General features: G+C 46.7%; 18 protein-coding genes. 3 read left to right on the top strand and 15 right to left on the bottom strand.

The features are described 5' to 3' along the window. Window positions 1–331: 331 nt before the first annotated feature. Entirely contained in the window at window positions 332–1,555 is a 1,224-nt protein-coding gene (locus REC12_RS14130; RefSeq protein WP_308895512.1) for a solute carrier family 23 protein, read from the top strand. A gap of 137 nt (window positions 1,556–1,692) precedes the next feature. Here the strand turns inward: REC12_RS14130 and REC12_RS14135 are convergent, their stop codons facing one another. The 10 genes from REC12_RS14135 to REC12_RS14180 all read right to left on the bottom strand — a co-directional run bounded on the left by REC12_RS14135 (window position 1,693) and on the right by REC12_RS14180 (window position 12,301). Beyond that, window positions 1,693–2,094 (bottom strand): ACT domain-containing protein, encoded by a 402-nt coding sequence (locus tag REC12_RS14135; protein WP_308895513.1) that lies wholly within the window; start codon window positions 2,092–2,094, stop codon window positions 1,693–1,695. Between the two features lie 12 nt (window positions 2,095–2,106). Further along, entirely contained in the window at window positions 2,107–3,354 is a 1,248-nt protein-coding gene (locus tag REC12_RS14140) for a phenylacetate--CoA ligase family protein (protein ID WP_308895547.1), read from the bottom strand. 385 nt (window positions 3,355–3,739) lie between these two features. Beyond that, window positions 3,740–4,930: a methionine adenosyltransferase gene (metK, locus tag REC12_RS14145; RefSeq protein ID WP_308895517.1), complete on the bottom strand. Its 1,191-nt coding sequence runs from the start codon at window positions 4,928–4,930 to the stop codon at window positions 3,740–3,742. 7 nt (window positions 4,931–4,937) lie between these two features. Further along, a complete protein-coding gene (gene coaBC, locus REC12_RS14150; RefSeq protein ID WP_308895519.1) occupies window positions 4,938–6,146 on the bottom strand; it encodes a bifunctional phosphopantothenoylcysteine decarboxylase/phosphopantothenate--cysteine ligase CoaBC in 1,209 nt (402 codons plus the stop codon). Beyond that, on the bottom strand, window positions 6,140–6,352 hold the full coding sequence (gene rpoZ / locus REC12_RS14155) for a DNA-directed RNA polymerase subunit omega (protein ID WP_308895520.1): 213 nt from the start codon (window positions 6,350–6,352) through the stop codon (window positions 6,140–6,142). The genes coaBC and rpoZ overlap by 7 nt, the downstream gene beginning before the upstream one ends. Continuing rightward, entirely contained in the window at window positions 6,353–6,958 is a 606-nt protein-coding gene (gene gmk, locus REC12_RS14160) for a guanylate kinase (protein ID WP_308895521.1), read from the bottom strand. Window positions 6,959–6,968: 10 nt separating this feature from the next. Next, on the bottom strand, window positions 6,969–7,244 hold the full coding sequence (remA, locus tag REC12_RS14165; protein ID WP_308895522.1) for an extracellular matrix/biofilm regulator RemA: 276 nt from the start codon (window positions 7,242–7,244) through the stop codon (window positions 6,969–6,971). 13 nt (window positions 7,245–7,257) lie between these two features. Next, window positions 7,258–8,136 (bottom strand): YicC/YloC family endoribonuclease, encoded by an 879-nt coding sequence (locus REC12_RS14170; RefSeq protein WP_308895523.1) that lies wholly within the window; start codon window positions 8,134–8,136, stop codon window positions 7,258–7,260. Between the two features lie 371 nt (window positions 8,137–8,507). Beyond that, window positions 8,508–9,350, bottom strand: a complete 843-nt coding sequence (gene dapF / locus REC12_RS14175; RefSeq protein ID WP_308895525.1) for a diaminopimelate epimerase — start codon at window positions 9,348–9,350, stop codon at window positions 8,508–8,510. A gap of 215 nt (window positions 9,351–9,565) precedes the next feature. Then, complete coding sequence (locus tag REC12_RS14180) at window positions 9,566–12,301, bottom strand: calcium-transporting P-type ATPase, PMR1-type (protein ID WP_308895526.1); 2,736 nt, start codon at window positions 12,299–12,301, stop codon at window positions 9,566–9,568. Window positions 12,302–12,450: 149 nt separating this feature from the next. Here REC12_RS14180 and REC12_RS14185 point away from each other — a divergent pair, with 149 nt between their 5' ends. After that, window positions 12,451–14,298, top strand: a complete 1,848-nt coding sequence (locus tag REC12_RS14185) for an Rqc2 family fibronectin-binding protein (protein WP_308895528.1) — start codon at window positions 12,451–12,453, stop codon at window positions 14,296–14,298. Window positions 14,299–14,418: 120 nt separating this feature from the next. On the opposite strand, the gene mnmM is transcribed toward REC12_RS14185, so the two are convergent. The 3 genes from mnmM to REC12_RS14200 all read right to left on the bottom strand — a co-directional run bounded on the left by mnmM (window position 14,419) and on the right by REC12_RS14200 (window position 17,087). Next, complete coding sequence (gene mnmM / locus REC12_RS14190) at window positions 14,419–14,994, bottom strand: tRNA 5-(aminomethyl)-2-thiouridylate-methyltransferase MnmM (protein WP_308895529.1); 576 nt, start codon at window positions 14,992–14,994, stop codon at window positions 14,419–14,421. Window positions 14,995–15,114: 120 nt separating this feature from the next. Continuing rightward, window positions 15,115–16,329 (bottom strand): MDR family MFS transporter, encoded by a 1,215-nt coding sequence (locus tag REC12_RS14195; RefSeq protein ID WP_308895530.1) that lies wholly within the window; start codon window positions 16,327–16,329, stop codon window positions 15,115–15,117. 47 nt (window positions 16,330–16,376) lie between these two features. Further along, the gene (locus REC12_RS14200) at window positions 16,377–17,087 is read right to left on the bottom strand and encodes a DUF2225 domain-containing protein (RefSeq protein WP_308895531.1); all 711 of its coding nucleotides are present in this window, start codon (window positions 17,085–17,087) and stop codon (window positions 16,377–16,379) included. Window positions 17,088–17,459: 372 nt separating this feature from the next. Between REC12_RS14200 and REC12_RS14205 the strand changes: the two genes are divergently transcribed. Then, entirely contained in the window at window positions 17,460–19,478 is a 2,019-nt protein-coding gene (locus REC12_RS14205; protein ID WP_308895533.1) for a PASTA domain-containing penicillin-binding protein, read from the top strand. 12 nt (window positions 19,479–19,490) lie between these two features. Here REC12_RS14205 and REC12_RS14210 read toward each other — a convergent pair whose 3' ends face one another. Next, window positions 19,491–20,297, bottom strand: coding sequence for a 2-oxo acid dehydrogenase subunit E2 (locus REC12_RS14210; protein ID WP_308895535.1), 807 nt, complete (start codon window positions 20,295–20,297; stop codon window positions 19,491–19,493). A gap of 107 nt (window positions 20,298–20,404) precedes the next feature. After that, the gene (locus REC12_RS14215) at window positions 20,405–20,884 is read right to left on the bottom strand and encodes a peptidoglycan recognition protein family protein (RefSeq protein WP_308895537.1); all 480 of its coding nucleotides are present in this window, start codon (window positions 20,882–20,884) and stop codon (window positions 20,405–20,407) included. Between the last annotated feature and the right edge of the window lie 298 nt (window positions 20,885–21,182).

A 21,182-nucleotide genomic window follows, 5' to 3' on the forward strand; every position in this document is an offset into this window, starting at 1 on the left:
TTTAAATTAGTCCCGTGAGACTAAGAAGGAAACGCGGACCATGATTTGAACATGGACACCTCTTTCTTGCTTACGGGCAGGAAAGAGGTTTTTTGATGCCAAAGAGGAGGAAGACAATGTCAGGCCAAATGCAAATCCGCAGAACCCCCCCTTACCCAAGCACGCCCACTCAGTCAACAGGTCTTTGCTATTAAACGGGCACAAGGTTCAGCCAAGTTTCCTGTCAACGAGTGCACAAAGAGCACCAACTGTAAAAAATTCCTTCAAAATGTAAACCTGAGAGTTTACATGCCCGCATAAAAGGGCATTAAGTAAATAGGAGGACGACAACATGAATGAAGTACAAATAAACGAACGATTACCGCTAACAAGAGCCATACCACTCGGAGTACAGCATTTGTTCGCCATGACGGGCAGCACAATTTTGGTTCCCTTCCTCGTCGGCTTAAATCCCGCCACAGCTTTATTTTGTTCAGGTATCGGAACTATCGTCTTCTTACTTCTGACTCGCAGCAAGGTTCCCGCTTATCTTGGTTCATCCTTCGCTTTCATCGCCAGCTTAACAGTGTTTATTAAAGATCAGCACAACCTGTCCTCAGCAATGGCCGGAGTTTTATCTGTAGGTATCGCCTACCTTCTTATTTTCTGTATACTTCGCCTCTTTGGCACTAAGTGGATCAGCAAACTTATTCCACCTGTTGTGGCAGGAAGCGTTGTCGCAATTATCGGCTTAAGTTTAACCCCAACTGCAGTCCAGATGGCAAGTGCCAATTGGATTGTTGCCGTCTTTACCCTGGCAGTGGCGGCTTTAGTTAGTGTATATGGCAAAGGGTTTTCTAAAGTTATACCGGTTCTTCTGGCGATTGTGGCCGGATATATTCTTGCCTATTTCATGGGATTAGTTGATACGGCAAAAATTATTGCCTCTTTCAAAACTCCCTTTGTTTTACCTTTCAAGAGCTTTGGCACGTTCCACCTGGATGTGACGGCCATTCTCACCTTCGCTCCTTTAGCTCTCATTACATTAATCGAAGATTTAGGACATATGATGATTCTCGGAAACATCACTCATACAGATATTATTCAAGACCCCGGTTTCGATAAAGTTGTGCTGGGAAATGGTTTGGCGACAGGCATAGCCAGTTTATTCGGCGGAGTTCCCTTGACAACTTATGCGGAAAACATTGGTGTCTTAGCCATTACAAAGGTATATAGCTCACTCAATCTCTGGATTGCAGCTATTGCGGCCATTATCTTAAGCACATTTAACCCTTTGCAGGCACTGATTATGTCCATCCCAACCCCGGTTATGGGCGGCGTAGTCATCCTATTATTCGGAATGATTGGCGCAGCCGGACTCCGCACCTTGATCGAAGCAAAAGTTGATTTTTCCTCAAACAAAAACCTTATTATTGCAGCAGTAATATTCGCGATAGGTATCGGCTTAGCAAATCACGGCATCATGTTTGCTACTCTGGCAGGGATTTTCCTGAATCTTGTTCTCAAGAATGAAACCGAAGATGTCTCAAATAAGACTAAACAAGCCGCAAAATAAGAAAGTAATTCTCTCTTTGTCTGAATTAGTCTCAGTAATAAGCAATGATCCTTGATTAAAAACTAGCCCAGCAGGGTTTCATACCCTGCTGGGCTAGTTTTTATTAGATTAGATTAGATTAAATTCAAAGTCAATTTTTACAGTAAGGGAAGATTAAGCTTGCGCAGTGCATTTTCCATAATCCCTTGGTCTCGAACTCGAACAACAACCTGGGCCTGTTCATTCTCCTTTTCCACGAAAGCATACATATATTCCACGACAACATCGTGTTGAACAAGTTGATTAAGCACCCCCGCCAGTCCGCCGGTGCGGTCCGGAACTTTAAGCAACCACACTTGAGTCTGAGAGACCACAACTTTGCGTTCGCGCAATTTTTCTGTGGTACGTTCAGGTTCATCGACAATGATACGCAGGACTCCGTAATCTTTGGTGTCGGCTAAGGAGAGGGCCCGCAAATTGACCTTAAGCTCTGCGAGAAGACTGATAACCTCAGCTAACCGCCCTTTAGAATTCTCCAGAAAAATAGATAATTGTAACATAATTTGCCCTCCTTATCTGCGTTTATCGACAACCCGGACAGCTTTTCCCTCACTCCGGGGAATACTTTTAGGTTCTACCAGGCGAAGACGAACTGAAATTCCCAAAATCTCCTCAATTCTTCGTTGTAAACGTTCTTGTCGCCCCTCTAACTCACGGACTTCATCAAAGAAACTGGTTTCATTGACTTCCACTTGAACTTCTAACTGATCAAGATTTCCCGAACGGGATACAACCAGCAAATAATGGGGTTCAAATCCCTCTGTGGAAAGAATGGCCTCTTCCACTTGACTGGGGAAAACATTGACTCCCCGGATAATCAACATATCGTCCACACGAGCCGAAACCCGCTCCATTTTCCAGCCCGTCTGTCCGCAGGAACACTGGCCGTAATGCAGGTTCGTCAAGTCTTTCGTACGGTAACGCAAAACCGGAAACCCTTCTTTTTCCAAGCTGGTAATGACAAGTTCGCCCTGAAGGCCTTCGGCGACAGGATTTCCCTCACTGTCCAATACTTCCGGGTAAAAATGCTCGTCAATGTGCAAACCATCGTGAGCGGAACATTCCATCGCCACACCCGGACCCATCGTTTCACTGAGGCCATAAATATCATAGGCCTTAATACCCAGCCTAGCTTCAATTTGTTCTCTCATACCTTCCGTCCAAGGCTCAGCACCAAAAACCCCAATTTTGAGTTTTAACTCCTCACGGGAAATTCCTGATTCCTCGAGGCTTTCCGCTAAATACAAAGCATAAGAAGGAGTACACGCCAGCACAGTCGTTCCAAAGTCCCGCATCAGCATGAGCTGACGTGCCGTATTCCCGCCCGAAATGGGAACAACCACCGCGCCCAGCTCTTCACAGCCGTAATGCAGCCCCATTCCCCCGGTAAATAACCCATATCCATAGGCGATTTGCACAACATCTTTTTGGGTAACACCAACTCTTCGCAGTTCGTTGGCCACAATTCTTGACCAAAGTTTAATATCGTTTTGAGTATACCCTACCACAGTCGGCTTGCCCGTAGTCCCTGAAGAGGCATGAAGCCGAACGATATTTTCCAGAGGTTCCGCAAAAAGCCCAAAGGGATAATTTTGGCGCAAATCTTCTTTGGTTGTCAACGGGAGTCTTTGAAAATCTTGGAGAGAACGAATGTCTTCAGCTTGATGAATACCTAATTCTCGAAACTTCTCTCGATAATAAGGAATCGACAACACCCGTTCTACCGTTCTACGCAAACCTTCCAGCCACTGCTTTTCCATTACTACCATCCCTCTTTACCTCTAATTTGACCACCTAGTACTACTTAACTTTCTGCTGATACTGTTTCTAAACTTCTCATTGTACTATAATACAGTTTGAATAATAATACCTAATTATTTTACACTCTGTCAAGAAACTTTAGCATGCAAATAGTTGGAGTGTAATTATAACTGCAATTTCTGTTTTCCTCCTGGTATTCTTTTGGGGGGCCCAGTTTTCTCAGTTAAAGCGGTCAGGTTTCTTGCGTTAATTGCCCTTAGCCTTACCTTAGAGGACCGCCAGAACTACTCGGAAGCTTTAAAAAATGGCAGACAATCCGCATAGAGGCACGTCAAAGGGGCTGAACATAAATTCTTATGTTCAGCCCCTCTTCCATATTCAATCTTAGCAACCCGCAAGTTTCTTTAAAGCTTCCACTTTATCGGTTCTTTCCCAAGGAAGATCAAGATCAGTTCTGCCAAAGTGCCCATAAGCTGCCGTTTGGCGGTAAATCGGGCGACGAAGGTCTAAGGTCTTAATAATTCCCGCCGGACGGAGATCAAAAGTCTGCATTACCAAATCGACGATCTTATCATCCGGCAGCTTTCCTGTGCCGAAGGTTTCGACAGAAATGGAGACAGGACGGGCAACTCCGATGGCATAGGCAATCTGAATCTCACAACGGTCTGCAAAACCTGCGGCAACAATGTTTTTGGCTACATAGCGAGCGGCATAAGCCGCAGAACGGTCAACCTTTGTGGGATCTTTGCCCGAGAAAGCCCCGCCGCCATGCCGAGCCATGCCGCCATAGGTATCTACGATAATTTTCCGTCCTGTTAGGCCGCAATCCCCTTGGGGACCCCCGATGACAAAGCGGCCGGTAGGATTAATAAAGTATTTCGTTTCTTCATTTAATAATTCTTTGGGAACTGTTGGATAAACGACATATTGCAGCAAATCCCTGCGGATTTGCTCTTGCGTAACATCCGGGTGATGTTGTGTGGAGATGACAATCGTATCAACTCGCACCGGCTTGTTGTCCTCGTATTCCACAGTAACCTGGGTTTTGCCGTCCGGCCGCAAATAGCTTAAAAGTTCCGATTTGCGCACCTCAGTTAAGCGGCGTGCCAAGCGATGGGCTAAATCAATAGGCAGCGGCATATAGCTTTCCGTCTCATTAGTGGCGTAGCCAAACATCATGCCCTGGTCACCGGCACCAATGGCTTCAATCTCGCTATCGGACATTTCCCCTGTTTTTGATTCTAAAGCCTGGTCTACCCCTAAAGCAATATCCGCCGATTGTTCTCCAATTGAGGTCAAGACGGCGCAGGTATCCGCATCAAAACCATATTTAGCCCGCGTATAACCAACCTCCCGAACCGTTTCGCGTACGACGTGGGAGATATCGACATAACACGTTGTTGTAATCTCGCCGCTGACGAGCACTAAGCCGGTTGTTGCCATAGTTTCACAAGCTACGCGAGCATTGGGGTCCTGCGCAAAAATTGCATCAAGTATAGCATCCGATATCTGGTCGCAAATCTTATCAGGATGCCCTTCGGTTACAGACTCTGAGGTAAATAACTTTTTCACCATTAACAAATCACTCCTTTGTTTCTACCCCGAGGAGATGAGCAATCTCAGTAACGAGATACCGAGCAACCTCAAGCTTGCTCATCTGGGGAAAATCTATTTTTCTTCCATCAGGAAAAAGAAAACTTACAATATTTGTAGGGCTGCCAAATCCAGCCCCTTGTTTTGTAACGTCATTAGCCACTAAAAGATTAACATTTTTGCGGAGCATTTTTTCCTGAGCGTATGCCAAAAGATTTTCCGTTTCAGCTGCAAACCCAATCAAAACCTGGGACGTTTTCTTGCGTCCAAGTTCAGCCAAAATGTCCGGATTAGGGACTAATTCTATGCTGCGGTTTGACCCATCTTTTTTAATCTTCTGTTCCGCCTGCACAGCCGGACGATAATCCGCGACCGCGGCGGCTTTGACAACGACATCCATTTCTGAAAAACGTGACAAAACTTCATCACGCATTTCCAAAGCCGTATGCACTGACACACGGGTCACTCCCTGAGGAGTTGGCAAATCTGTGGGCGCACTGACTAAAAGAGTCTCGGCACCGGCTTCCTGTAAAGCCTGGGCAACAGCATACCCCATCCGTCCGGAGCTGCGATTGCCGAGAAAACGAACAGGGTCTAAAGGTTCTTGGGTTCCACCCGCGGTTACAAGGGCCTTTTTTCCCTTTAAACAATTTGCACCGTCTAAAAAACGCCGAACGGTCTGTAAGATCTCTTCAGGCTGGCTCATGCGCCCATCCCCTTCAGATCCACAGGCTTGAAACCCGGAATCAGGCCCAATCAGGCGTACCCCGCGCTCCTGCAAAAGTTTGAGATTTTTTTGGGTTGCCGGATGATGATACATCCCGTGATTCATCGCCGGCGCCACAAAAATCGGCGCACGTGTCGCCAGAAGAACCGTCGACAGAAAGTCGTCCGCCAGCCCTATGGCCATTTTAGCCAAAAGGTTCGCCGTTGCCGGAGCGACAATCACGACATCCGCCTTCTCCGCTAAAGCGATATGTTCAACATTCCATAACTTTGGTTCTTCGAACATATCTACGTGCACCGGATTCGCCGACAAGCTCCTCAAGGTGAGGGGAGCGATAAATTCCGTGGCAGACTTTGTCATGACAACGTGAACCTCAGCCTGCATCTTGCGCAGGCGGCTCACAAGGTCGGCAGCCTTATAGGCAGCAATTCCGCCGGAAACTCCCACCAGAACTTTTTTACCTGTCAGCATGGCGCGATCTCGTCGGGAATGCATTCATAGACATTGTTCGATTGGGAAATCTCTTCGAGGGATATACTAACGGACTTGACCCCTTTGGCCAGATCCTCGTGTTTGCCTTCTTCCATAATGGCACGGGCACGTTTGGCAACTACAATCACCAAAGTATATTTGCTGTCAACTTTGCCCATTAGCCTATCAAGTGACGGTTGTTTCATTTAGGATTCCTCCTTAAAAATGAAGGGTTTTCGCTTAACCCGGCATTTTTCAGCAACAAGAATGCTCTTCAATTTATCGACAGCCACAGGAACTTCATCATTTACAACAACATAATCGTATTCACTCACGTACTCTAGTTCCTGAATAGCGGTAGCAAGTCTCTTTTGAATAACCTCCTCACTCTCAGTTCCCCGTTTATGTATACGTTCCGAGAGAACATCAAGTGAAGGCGGGACAATAAAAGTAAAAACCCCTTGCGGAAAACATTTTTTGATTTGCAAGGCGCCCTGAATTTCAATCTCTAAAATCACATCCTGGCCATCTTTAAGGGCTTGTTCCACAGCAAATCTCGGTGTGCCATAGTAATTGTCACAAAACTTAGCCCACTCCAAAAGTTCATCTCCGGCAATCATAGTTTCAACGTCTTCCCGCGAACGAAAGTAATAATGAACCCCATCCACTTCACCCGGACGAGGCTGACGTGTCGTCATAGAGACGGAATATTTTAAATTAGGCACTTGACGAAGTAATTCCTGGCAAAGAGTTCCTTTACCCGCCCCAGAGGGACCCGAGAGGACAATTAATAACCCATGACTCTTTTCCACGCTGCACACCTTAATCCGCCGGATCTTCTACATGAGTGCTGGACTCTTTAGTGGAGAGTCGGTGAGCTACAGTCTCAGGTTGTACTGCAGACAAGATCACATGATGACTGTCACAGATAATGACAGCACGCGTACGCCGGCCATAAGTAGCGTCAATCAGCATGCCCGCATCCCGCGCTTCTTGAATAATGCGCTTGATCGGAGCAGATTCCGGACTCACAATCGAAATAATTCGGTTGGCTGATACAATATTGCCAAAGCCAATGTTAATGAGCTTAATGTCCAAAATGAATCCTCCATTACTCTAAATTTTGAATTTGTTCGCGCACCTTTTCCAATTCGCTTTTAACAGTTACAACCTGTTTTCCAATATTCAAATCATTAGCTTTCGAGCCGATTGTATTGATCTCCCGGTTCATCTCTTGAACTAAAAAATCCAGTTTGCGTCCCACGGAACCGATGCTGCGCAAACCCTCCCGACTCTGGGCCAGATGACTGTCGAAGCGAACCAGTTCCTCCGTGATTGATGCGCGATCCGCGAAATAAGCCACTTCATTCGCTAAACGGACAGGGTCCAATTCAACTCCGCCCAAAAGCGTTTGAATCCGTTCCTTGAGACGTTCCTGATAGTCTGTCACTACCTGCGGCGCGCGTTCCGAAATAAGGCGCAAATGCTCCGCCAACTGATCCAATCGCTGCAGGAGATCCTTTGCTAACTTTTCTCCTTCAATTCGGCGCATTTGTCCAAAACCATCGGCCGCTTTGCCCAAAGCCTCTGCACATACGTCCCACAAAGTATCCAATTCAATTTCCGGTTCTTGGACGGATATTACCTCAGGCAAAGCCACTAAACGGTAAATATCCGTATCGTACGCCGTATGGAGAGCTGAGGCGAGATCCTTCAATGCCTTATCATACGACAGTGCTAATTCTTTGTCAACCTTCGCCAATCTCATTTTTCCTTCAGATTCCACAACATTGAGATGTACTTCAATTCGTCCCCGCTGAAACTTTTCTTGTAAAACTTTGCGGATGCGTTCTTCAAAACCTACAAAATTGCGCGGCAGCCGAACGACAACTTCCAGGAAACGGTGATTCACCGCTTTCAGTTCCACCGTGAATTGATAGCCATAACCACTTGCCTCTCCGCGTCCAAATCCCGTCATGCTATTTGCCATATATCACCCGGTTTAAATAAAATAACCAGGCTTTTTCACCCCTTTACATCCGTCTGAAGCCAATTGGTATAAGTAATACTTAAAATATAGCCCCTTTGCTATATTATAACAGATTCCAAAATGAATTTCGAATTGGTTCAGCCTGAACCCATAGATATAAACAAAAATCACACCTCAAAAGAGATGCGATTTTCATTATCTGATTTCTAAGCAAGAGCTTAAGCCTTTATTTTTTGAATTCATTTCCCAGGTATTTTGCCAAACTTTAATGCTTCTCTAAGCTTTCGCATATCGTTTTTAAGAAATTCGAAATAACCTCTCATCTTCCTCTAGCTATTGTCGCGAGTAAGTAAAATAACCGTGCCGGTTATCTAAGCGTCCAGCCATTCACCCTTAAAGACATAAGCCGCGGGACCCGTCATATAAACGTGATTGTCAGGTCCCCATTCGATAAACAAGTCTCCTCCCGGCAGGTGGACGGTCACGGCTCGTTCCGTCTTCTGATTAAGAACTGCGGCAACTGTGGAACCGCAGGCCCCCGTACCGCAAGCCAGCGTTGGTCCGGCGCCCCGCTCCCAAACTTTCATAGTCATCTCCCGGGGGGAATCGACTCGGATAAATTCCACGTTGGTTTTGCGTGGAAATAAAGGATGGTTCTCAAGGGCCGGACCAAAACGCTCAAAATCCAAAGCGGAAAAATCGTCCACAAAAATGACACAGTGCGGATTCCCCATGGAAACCGCTGTGTAGTGAAAGGTTTCTCCCAACACCTCAAGAGGCTGCCCAACCACAGGTTCTCCCTGAGCAAGGACCGGGATGAGACACGCCTGTAAAATGGGTTCACCCATATCCACGCGCACGCCTTGAACCTGTCCGTCTTGAATGTCAAGCCCCAAAGTCAAAACTCCGGCAAGAGTTTCTACGCGCATAGGGTTATGGCGGACAATGCCCTGATCATAAACGTAACGCGCAAAACAGCGTATACCATTGCCGCACATTTCCGGTTCCGAGCCATCGGAATTAATGATCCGCATGCGGGCATCCGCGACCTGCGAAGGCAAAATTATAACTAATCCGTCTCCTCCAATGCCAAATTGACGGTGGCAAAGCTTCCTGGCTAAATCGGGGTAGTCCTGCTCACCCTTTGGTGTAACTGAAAAATGGTCCAGGAAAACAAAATCATTCCCCAGACCATGCATTTTAACAAATTCCATCGTGCTTGCTCCCTTCCCTTTGTAAGATTAACGAATACGACACGAGATTTAGCACTTCCTCAGCAGCGGCTTTCCCTATCTTACGCATTATCTTCCTAAAAGAATACTACGCCGAATACAGAGGGTCAACCATTAGGAGCAAGTATACACGACGGCGGAGCGGGTTATACATAGTACATTTATAAATAACCGGCATGGTGCAAGGACCCTGAACATTATCCTTTGGCTATCGACGTTTTTCCCTGCCAACTGCTCTTGAACAAGCGGACAAACCCGATCAGCACAGAGGGCCCGCCTGCTACGCAGAGGATAAGAATCCACTGCCAACTGTGTAATGCGGCCGTTTTAAAGATTGCCTGCAAGGGAGGCAGATATACGACACTGAGCTGCATGATCGTTGAGATCAGTACCGCCCCTACCAGATAAGGATTGGTAAAGAGACCCACTTCGAAAATGCCCCGTTCTTCCGACCGGCAATCAAAGACATGAAACAACTGGGAAAAAACCAAAGTACTAAAGGCCATTGTTCGCGCCCCCAGCATATTGACCCCCATAAAAAGTGCGGCAACAAAAACGAAGAGTGTTCCCAGACCAATCATCGTTCCTCTTATCCCAATCTTACTGGCCAGCCCCCGGGCAAAAATGCTCTCTCCCGGAACCCTTGGCGGTCGGCTCATAATCTCCGGTTCCGCGCCATCCACTCCTAAAGCCATCGCGGGTAAACCGTCCGTGACGAGATTAACCCACAAAATCTGGATAGGCAAGAGGGGAAGCGGCAGACCTACAAGGGTCGCTAAAAACATAGTTAAGACTTCTCCCAAGTTACAGGAAAGCAAATAGCGAATAAACTTCCGTATGTTGTCATAAATTCCGCGCCCTTCTTCAACAGCCGCCACGATCGTCGCGAAATTATCATCTCCCAAAACCATTGAGGAGGCTTCTTTCGTGACATCTGTTCCGGTCATGCCCATAGCCACTCCAATATCCGCCTCTTTGACTGCCGGCGCATCATTAACTCCATCGCCGGTCATAGCGACCACTTGCCCGCGGCTTTTAAAGGCCCGTACAATTCTCAGTTTGTCCTTCGGAGTTACACGGGCATAGACGGAAACGTCTCTGACCCGCTCACTTAAATCCCGATCTGACATTCTCTCCAACTCTTCGCCTGAAATGACACCGCCGTTTCCTCGCAGAATTCCCAGCTCATGCCCCACAGCTTCCGCTGTTAAGCGATGGTCTCCGGTAATCATCACGGGCTTAATCCCCGCCCGCCTGCATACTTTAATAGCCTTGACAGCACTGGACCGCGGCGGGTCAATCATTCCCAACAGACCGACAAAGGTTAACTCTTGCTCAATTTGTTCCCCAAGAGGTTCAGATTCCGCCAAAGGCTTTTCGGCAACGGCCAGAACGCGCAGCGCGTGCCGCGCCATTTCATCGTTTGCCCGCATAATGTTTTGCCTGCGCAGGGAAGATAGTTCCACGACTCCTTCAGAGGTCAATTCCTGACGACAGAGCTGCACAATCTTGTCCGGGGCCCCTTTGACGTAAGCCCTTCGTCCCTGCTTGGTCTGGTAAACCACACTCATTCTTTTGCGGTCTGAATCGAAGGGCAATTCTCCAATCCGCTCTTGTTTGCGTTCCAGCACTTCGCGCCAAATTCCTGCTTTGGCAGCCGCCACTAGAATAGCGCCCTCTGTTGGATCACCCTCAATCCCCCAGGGAGCATCATTTCCTTTAGAACGAAACAGCCCCGCGACTTTAACTCCTTTTTTGGTCAAAGTAGCATTATTGCAAAGTGCGGCTATCACCAGACCTGCATGAAGCGGGTCCTTTTCTTTCTCCGGATCGGCACCATGGAAATCCCCTTTAGGATCATACCCCTGACCGGAAACCGTAACTTTCCTGCCATCCGAGTATATCTGGCGCACGGTCATTTCATTCTGAGTCAATGTACCCGTTTTATCCGAACAAATCACTGTCGCACACCCTAAAGTTTCCACTGCCGGAAGCTTGCGAATAATCGCCTGGCGCTTCACCATCCTCTGCACGCCCACAGCCAAAGCCACAGTAACGATGGCCGGCAGCCCCTCAGGAATTGCCGCTACAGCCAATGATACACCTGTAAAAAACATTTTATAGAAATCTTCTCCGCGCAAAATACCTGTTACCACCACCGCTACACAAACCAGCACACTAATTAAAACCAGCCATTTTCCCAATTCGGCCAACCGCTTTTGCAAAGGCGTCTCTTCTTCTTCCACACTTTGGATCATTCCGGCGATGACCCCCATCTCTGTGTCCATACCTGTCGCTACAACAACGCCGGCCCCCCGGCCGTTGACGACAGAAGTCCCCATATAGCCCATATTTCTCCTGTCGGCCATAGGTGTCAGTTCATCAAGGAGCGGTGCAATAGTTTTGCCTACAGGATGGGATTCCCCCGTTAGAGCAGACTCTTCCACTTGAACATTGACGGCTTGAATCCAGCGTATGTCCGCCGGTATGCGATCTCCTGCTTCCAGGAGCACGATGTCCCCGGGAACGAGGTCTGCCGCAGGTATCCTCTGTTCAAGACCTTCCCGCAGAACCCGGGCTTCCGGGGCCGTCAGAGAGCGCAGGGATTCCATAGACCGCTCGGCCCGGAACTCCTGAATAAACCCCAGAATTGCGTTGACGATCAGAATTGTCAGGATTGTAACGGCATCCGCTATTTCACCTAAGAGCCCTGAGACTACCGTTGCCGCCAGTAAAACCAAAACCATAAAATCCTTAAATTGCCCCAGAAACAGAAAAACAGGGTGAATCCCTTTCTTGGCTGCCAGGACATTTCTGCCAATCTCTTGCAGCCTCCGCTGGACCTCCTTGACACTCAACCCTTTGCCTGGATGCACCTCCAACACCTTGGCTACGTCAAGCCAAGGCAACACATGCCACGCCTGTTGCCGCATGTATTAATCTCCTCCTCCTTTTGCCTAATGGCTTTAATGCTTTGTCCGCTTCGTAGTACATGCTTATTCCTAAAGGCCTTGAAAAATGCCTCGGCAGCATAAGTGTGTTATACTAATAAGCGACTTGTGCAATGAAAGGAGTTCTCTCCATGGCTTTAGACGGTGTGACCCTTGCCTATTTAGTCAATGAACTTGCTCCTCAATTAAAAGGAGCACGAATCGATAAAATTTTCCAACCCGAGAAAGAAGAAATTCACATCCAGTTGCGCCTGCCTCAGGGTAACCGCAAGCTTTTACTTAACGCCGGCGCCACAACCCCGCGCTTTCACCTTACCGGAGAAAGCAAAAAAAATCCCCCCTCTCCTCCGATGTTTTGCATGATCCTGCGCAAACACCTGGAGGGGGGAAAATTGGTCGGCTTATATCAAAAAGAACTGGAGCGGGTCATAACCTTTGCAATTCAAAATTACAACGACCGCGGAGATCTCGTTACACTTCACCTTCATTTAGAAATCATGGGCAAACACAGCAACCTTATCCTCGTTGACCCCGCCACAGAGACAATTCTCGACGGGCTGAAACGTTATTCCCATGCCCTGAGCCGTTATCGGGAAGTCCTGCCGGGGCGAACTTACCTGTCTCCTCCTTCTCAAGGAAAAATCCCTCCGACTGAAAACGAAGACAGGTGGCGGCAAGCTTTTTCTCCGGACGATCTCGATCGTCTGCTCACTAAAGTGTTACTGGCCCATTTCGCGGGAATCAGTCCGGAATTAGCTTGGGAAATCGTAATTCAAGCCGGATTAACGGCGGATACTTACCTGCACCAGTGCGGTGATATTGACTTATCACGGCTTTTTCAGGCTTACAGAAGGCTGGGCAATCCGGAAGGCACGCCGGAAATCAGTCCCTGCCTCTATTATCCTCCCGGGTTCAAAGCCTCTCCAAGCGCCTTCACCTTTGTTCCCTTTCAGCAGTACCAGGATTTAATACTGAAAAAAGCACCTTCTTTAAATGAGGCGCTAGAAAGCTTTTTTTCCGCCAGGTTCAGCGCCAACGTCTTAGAAGCGAAACGAGGCTCCCTGCGAAAAGTCGTTCAAGAACAGCAAACTCATTTCCGCAAAAAACTTAACGTCTATGCCGAGGCTATTTCCAGTGCCGAGTCCAGCCTTGCTTATCAAAGGTGGGGCGAACTCCTCACCGCCAATCTTCACCGGATTCCACCCGGGTCTCCGGAAATCACGGTAGAAGATTATTATGATCCAGCGCTCTCCGCGGTGATCATACCTCTCGATCCCCATCTCAGCGCCATCGACAATGCCCAGCGCTATTACAAGCTTTACAACAAAGCAAAGGCCACCTTGCTTAAAGCAAAACAGCTCCAGGAAAGTGCCGTCAGCGAAGTAAACTATTTGGATTCCCTGCGCGTCAGTTTGGAACAAGCCGCATCGCTTCCCGAGCTTAATGAAATTCAGCTTGAACTCGTTGACCAGGGATATCTCAGCGGCAAACATTTGAAAAACGAGGCGTCCAAGGTTAAAAAGGGCCGTTCCCCAGCAAAAGCCAAAGCAAAATCAAGCCTGAAATCCCCTAAGGAAAAAATTCATCCCCGGGTCTACCGTTCCAGCCAGGACAGAATTATTTACGTCGGGAAAAATAACGCTCAAAATGATTGGCTGTCCTTACGCAAAGGCAAACCCAACGATTTGTGGCTGCATGTCAAGCAAATTCCGGGCTCCCACGTTCTGGTGCCTCTTGAAGAAGGGGAAGAATTCCCTGACGACGCTACTTTAGAAGAAGCCGCGGCTTTAGCCATCTACTACAGCCAGTCCCGGGGATCTTCCCAGGTCGCCGTGGATTATACCCATGTTAAACAACTTAAAAAACCTAATTCAGCCAAACCCGGCATGGTGATCTACGATCAGAACTGGACTCTATACCTCACCCCTAAGCAGGAAATCCTTGAGCGTCTGCTGGCTGGTGAAGAAGATACGAATTAAGGGGAAGAGCAGAATTGAGAATCCAAATTTACCAGCTTTTGCTCAGAATTCAGCTCTCAACCCCAACTTTTAAGAACACCATTATGCTGAACAGGCGGCTGAAGCCTACACTTTACTAAACTATTCAGAACAAACTTTTTCAATACAAATAAGTTCCGGCGGATTATTAACCTGATTGGTAAAACAGATATGAGCCACATTATAGGTTTTTTGGTTTAGTTGGGAAGTGAAACTTTTCAAAGCCTCTTTTTCCGCTTTGCCATTGGCGTGCCCGGGATAGATAACCAGCAAAATAATGCCGTTGGGCCTGAGAATCCCCAAGCATTTCCGAACAGCCTCCAAAGTAGTGTCTTTTTCAGTTGTGATCTCATGATTTCCCCCAGGGAGATACCCAAGATTAAATATTGCCAGTTTAACCTTTTCTTTGAGGTAGTTATCAATATTCTGATGACCATCCCGGATTATTTCAGTTCTTTCCAGGAAATTCAAGGCCCGCAGCTTTTTACAAGTATTTAAAACGGCGTCTTCTTGGATATCAAAGGCATAAACTTTTCCCTTTTCCCCAACCAAGCTGCATAAAAAAGCGGTATCATTTCCGTTTCCCATTGTACAATCAACGGCCCAATCTCCCGGAGCCAATTTCAATCGGCATATACTTTTAGCTATTTCAACAACATTGGTAAAAACGTTCCCCAAAAAATCACCGCCTATTAAATAACGCCAGAACGCCCAAACGTTTTGGCTTTCTTAGATTCCGACTATTTCCACAAGCAAAGTTCAGATATTACAGCCCCACCAAGGGTAATGTATCTAATATCAGGACAGTTCCCTCTGACAGCCTTGCCCCGAATAGGCAGCCAGCCCCAACATTAGGACCGAAGAAAGACAAGACACGCCAAAGATCAAACTCCAGACTGCATTTATGCCTTTCAGCCCAATGTATACACCCATCAGCGATGTGCCGAGTGCCCCGCCGATCGCGTTGGTTAGGCTGGATAAAGCGTTAAATCTCGCTCTATAATTTCGAGGACTATGGTTGGAAACATAAACGCCAAAGTTCGTCGCCATAAGTATTTCTCCCAGAGTCCACAACACGGTGGATACTACAAAAAGAAAAAAGGTATGTATGCTTCCGATCATGCCAAACCCCACCGCATACAGTAAACCCGCTGCAACCATGTTGTTTAAAGGCTTTAAACGCCTGGTAACATCCGTAATCCATAAAGTCAAGATAATTACAGTCAAAGCATTAACGCTCATCAGTAAGCCAAACTTTTCAGGGCCCTGAGCCTGAAATACTTTATCCAGCATGATCGGCAAGGAAAACCTGTTCTGAACGTAAACAGCACAATAAATGATGTAAATAAGCAAAAGGATAACGATCTTAGGCCTTTTTCTGAGGGCTTGCAGCAAACTTCCGGATTCATCCTTTTCCTCCTCAGTTACGGCAATTTCAGAGGTCAAGGGATTAACTTCGCTAATATGTAACATAACGAGGCCCACAGCTATAAATGACGTTAGAGCATCTCCTATAAACAGCAGCGGCAAACAGTGGTTAAATAGAAAGCCCGCAACCAGCGGACCCAGGGCCACCCCGACATTAACGCCCAAATAATTGAGGGAATAACCCAGCTGCCTTTTATAGGGAGGCAATAGATCGGCAATCATGGAAGTAACGGCCGGCCTAACGGCTCCATTGAAAAAAGTAGCCGTTAGGATACAGGCTACAGTGATGAAAGGATTCGTGAGAAAGGCGCAGGGAACAAGCAATATCCCGGCCGTCGTTTGGGCTAAAATATAAACCTTCTTGCGGCCCAGTCGGTCCGCAAGGTTACCTCCTAAAAGAGAACTCGGAATATTTAAAGCAGAAGCGACCATGACGATAACACCGGTCGTTTCAAAGGATAAACCCAGCTTTCGGGTCAAATACAGGGTCAAAAAGGGAACTACAAAATCTCCAAACCTATTTATTACTTGAACTACAAAGAAAACATAAATACTTTTAGGCAACCCTCTGTAACTATTGATCATCTTCTGAAACTGACACCTTGCTCTCCGGTTCAGACAGCGCGGACAAGTTACGCTTTGCTGTCATGCTCACGCTGTTCCCTATTTTGTTCCGCGGTAATCTTCCACTGCTTGCGGGCCCTGTCCAAAATCTTCGCCTCTTCATACCGTCTGGGATGTTCGGCTATTTTGGAAAAATAGGAAATAGCCTTGGAAAATTGCCCTAAACGCCGGCTTAACTCCCCTATGAGAAATAAAACATTAAGCTCCGATAATGATGTCCCTTTAAAATCAGAATGAAGGTATGCCTCTTCATACTCTTGAAGGGCCAATTTCAGAAAACGCTCTTCTTCTTCCTGACTCTCCTGTCTGTTGGCGGTTCTGTAAATCCAGGCCAAACGCAGACATAAGCCACCTAAAACGGAATGCTTTTCCTTTTTCAGAGTAGCCGAATAGATCGCCAATTTAAGAGATTCGATCGCTTTCTCAACATCTCTGGCCTGGCCAAACTCTTTTTTTCTCCATCCTGCAGTTATCTTAGCATTAATAAGCTCTTTAGTACCTAGCGGAAAATTTTCAGAGAATTCATCCGTAAAGGCAAAACCACAATCCGGGCACACTTTAGCATAATAAAAATGAGGATTACTATCCCCTTCTTTGTAATACGGACAAAAATCACTATCTATTTTGTAAGGAACCGAACGTCGGTAACGCACCTTAAACGTTTCAAAAGCCTTACCGCAGTGAGGACAGTTGACTTTTATCGTATATAAATCATTCATTGCCCACTCCCCTTTTCAAATCAAGCCAAAAGCAATCTGTGCGCACCGCTCCCCGTCGGTTTCAGTCCACAGTATATTTAGACTAGACCACCTAAGTTATCCTATACATTTCGACTCTGTTTTGTCAATTCCTTTCCTTGCTTAAACAAAAAGACTGCCTTATAGTTGCAATAACTGTTATAATTACTAATATAAGGTTTAACATTTTCTTAATATAGTGCTTGTCAAGGGAGGATAAATGTAAGCTATAATATAGTCAGGGAACTGTCTATTCAAGACAGTGGTACTATTTCTTCTCCTCTGCGGGAGAGGACTTTTTGTTTGGTCTGTAGTTCAATAAAAGGTTACCAGAAGGGCGGTTAGGAAACAACCTTGAAAACAAAAAGAAACCGTACTACATATTTTTCACGTGACCGTTGGGTCCAGATTCTTTTAGCCGCTTTGCTGCTTGTAATATTTGGCCGTCTGATCGACCTCCAGGTTGTTCAGGCTTCGGCACTCCAGGAGAAAGGAACCGAGCGGCGAACCAACGACCAAAACCTGCACCCGCAAAGGGGCACTATTTTTGACGCTCAGGGAAATGTGTTGGCTCAAAGTATTCCCGTCAAAGAAGTCTATGCAGATCCCAAAACTTTGAGCGACTTGATTTCCCAAAAACAATTCAAAAGCAGCAAAGAAGACGTTGCTAAAGAGCTGGGAACTCTTTTAGGAATAGATCCCCCAACCATACTGGCCGGCCTCAATAAAAACTTATCCTGGATCAGCCTTGCTCATCAAGTGGATGTCCAAACCGCGGATAAAATAATGGCTTTGAAAATTCCCGGAGTAGGTTTGAATGATGAGGAGAAACGTGTAAATCCCATGGGGAGCTTTGCAGCCTCAACTCTGGGAATTGTCAATCAAGCAGGACATGGTGTGGAAGGGATTGAAGCCTATTATGATGGTGAACTTTTTGGAAAGCCAGGGTTTATCTCTCAGGAAGAGGACACCCGAGCCCGCTCAATCCTGGGCGCACCTTCGCAAGGCCAACCTTCCAGTCCAGGGGATAACCTAACCTTAACTCTTGATTCAACCATTCAGTATTTAATCGAACAGCAGCTTGACAGTTTAGCACAATCTACTAAGGCTAAAAGCGTGACAATTTTAGCCATGGACCCAATGACTGGGCGTGTCCTGGGTATGGGGTCCCGCCCAACCTTCGACCCTTCGAATTACCAAAAAGTCGATCCTGAAGTTCGCCGGAACCTAGCCATAGGCATGTCCTATGAACCCGGCTCCACTTTTAAGACAATCACAGGGTCCGCGGCTCTGGAAGAAGGAGCCATAACCCCGGATGAGACCTTTTATGATCCCGGGTACCTCCAAGTCGGACCCAAAGTGATCACCAACTGGGACTCTAACCAGCAAGCACGCGGAAACACTACCTTTATACAGGGAATGCAGTCCTCCTCCAACGTAGTTCTCGCTCAAGTAGGCATGAAATTAGGCATGAGTGCTTTCTATACGTATTTAAAAGCCTTTGGCTTTGGTTCCAAAACGGGCATCGACATTTCCGGCGAGGAAAGCGGTATTCTTGTTCCTCAAGATAAAGCCAGAGAACTGGATCTGGCGACCATGTCTTTCGGTCAGGCGAATTCAGTCACGCCAATTCAACTCTTAACGGCTATTTCAGCCATAGCTAACGGAGGGACACTCTATCGTCCCTATGTTGTTGATAAAATTACAACGCCCGACGGTCAGCTCGTTAAACAACAAAAACCAACACCGGTTCGCCAAGTTATTTCCAAAGAGACCGCTTCACAAATGACAAACGTACTTGAACAGGTTGTCACCGGCGGCACCGGGTACCTGGCTAAAATTCCAGGAATTAATGTAGCGGGGAAAACGGGGACAGCTCAAAAATTAGACCCCAAAACCGGAGATTATTCAGCAACGGATTATGTTGCCTCTTTTGCGGCCTATGCCCCTGCTGAAAATCCTAAAATTTCTTTGCTGATTATTTTAGACACCCCCAAGATGGAAGACGGCGAACACGATGGAGGACCGCTGTGCGGTCCTCCGGCCAAAGCTATCCTCGAAGGAGCCCTGCAATATTACGGTATTCCTGTATCTGCAAATACCATGAGCGATGTTTCGATTTCTCCAAGCGACGCCTCTGTCAGACCCTCTCCCAAGCCTGTGACACCGGAGCGAACCCCCTCTGCCGAGGAAGTCGTAGTACCTGATTTAACGGGCTTAACAATGCGTCAAGCTGGGAGCACTTTGGAAAAATCAGAACTTCATTTTAGCTTTTCCGGCAGCGGCTTGGCGAATCAGCAATCCCTACTGGCCGGAAAGGTAGTCATGAAAGGAACAAGTATTGACGTCAAATTTTCTCCCCTGTCTTCGTAAGACATTTTAAGGTTACTTTAAGCCATATCCGTTTTCCACAAGCTTCGTTAGTTTGGAGAGAGCTCTCACCGCCGGAGCGCCGTCGATAATATCGTGGTCAACCAAGACTGTCATATAGAGATATTCCCGCACTTCTATCTTATCACGGACAATACCTGGCTTCTTAACGATGGAACCGATTGCAAAACAAAGGGGATGAACGCTTACCGGCATTACCCAGCCGTTTATTTTTCCGACCATACCAAGTGAGGTAATCATCACAGTGCCCATATTCTGTTTGCTTAAGAATGGGCTTTTGATTATACGGTTCCATATTAACTTTCTTATAAATCCCGGCAGCAGATAATATGTCTTCATTAAAACTCTGTTCTTTTTTTCCTGGCCTAAAATATAATCCCTTTTACCCTTAATAAGCTGTTTCTGACCGCTCTTGATTTCTTCATCAATGTCAGAAACGCTTTTTTTATTGGTCTTGCGAATAACATAAGGCAACGGTACTTTCTTGCCATCGACCTTTCTTTCGATAACAATTGATATATCGATATCCTCAAAAAGGACTGCTTTGCGTTTCCCTTTTCTTATCCCATGAATCTGCTTAAATTCTTCAACGGTGAGACTTATACATTTGATTAACCAAGAATTAAAAGAAATCGTCTCGGCTTGTCTTTTTCTTGCCCGGATCAAGTTTTGCGGTTCCGTTACGTCCAATTCAATTAAGGCTTTAATATGGTGCTTTCTTAGCCCCGCCGCACCGATATCAATCGTCGCTATTCTGCTTACAGGAAATTCTTCCGTACGATATTCGCCGATATTTTTCATTCGATATCCTCTTTAATTCTTCAAAATAAAGGCTAATTTAATGAATAACTCTTCTATTCACCTGAATTCTTCATTTTCAAAGCTAATCCTGCAAGGCAAGAATATTTTTAACACTCCGGAAACAAGCCTTTGATGTTTATCTTAAATCTCTCTGCCAACCTTTTGGAGAGAACATCCCCCGGAAAATACCGTCCTGGACATTCCGTGGCTGCTCCAGGTACGTCCCGATGCAACTCGACATCTTCAGTTCCTAAATTATAGGTTGCCATAAGCTCTTCTATTTTATTAACCAACCCCTGAAGCTGAGCCTCTGGTACTTCAATCTCATTAAAATTTCCTACCAGGCAGACTCCGATTCCGGTAAAATTTCGCTTGCCTGCCTGGCAATGCGCACCCTGCTGCTGTAATGACCGCCCTTCCTCACAGTGTCCATCCGGCATTATCACAAAGTTATACCCTATATCCTTCCAGCCTTTTGCTTTATGCCATTCTCGAATTACGGCCGCATTGACCGGCACACTCTTGCCCCGGCGGCGTATTTGCGTGGGACTTGCGGTGTGGTGGATAACAATCTTTTGCCAGTCCATCCCTATTCTCCTTTCCTTGTCTAAACTTTAAAGCCGGCAGCCGTGTTGTCAGGTTCCGGCATCTCATGATGCTTCGCCTGCGTTTCTCCCGCGCTCCTCAAGCCTTAATTAATGATTTATGCCGAAAGTTTCATTCTGTGATTGACCCTTCATAATCAAATTAAGTAGGAGGCGGGGTTTCCCCGCCGTCCTCTTACACCACCGTACGTACCGTTCGGTATACGGCGGTTCGCCAAGTGTTACGAACTTCTAGATATCGGTCCATGAGGCTGACTAATCCGAGCTTCTGCCAATATTC

Source organism: Candidatus Desulfosporosinus nitrosoreducens (assembly GCF_030954495.1).
Classification (GTDB): domain Bacteria; phylum Bacillota; class Desulfitobacteriia; order Desulfitobacteriales; family Desulfitobacteriaceae; genus Desulfosporosinus; species Desulfosporosinus nitrosoreducens.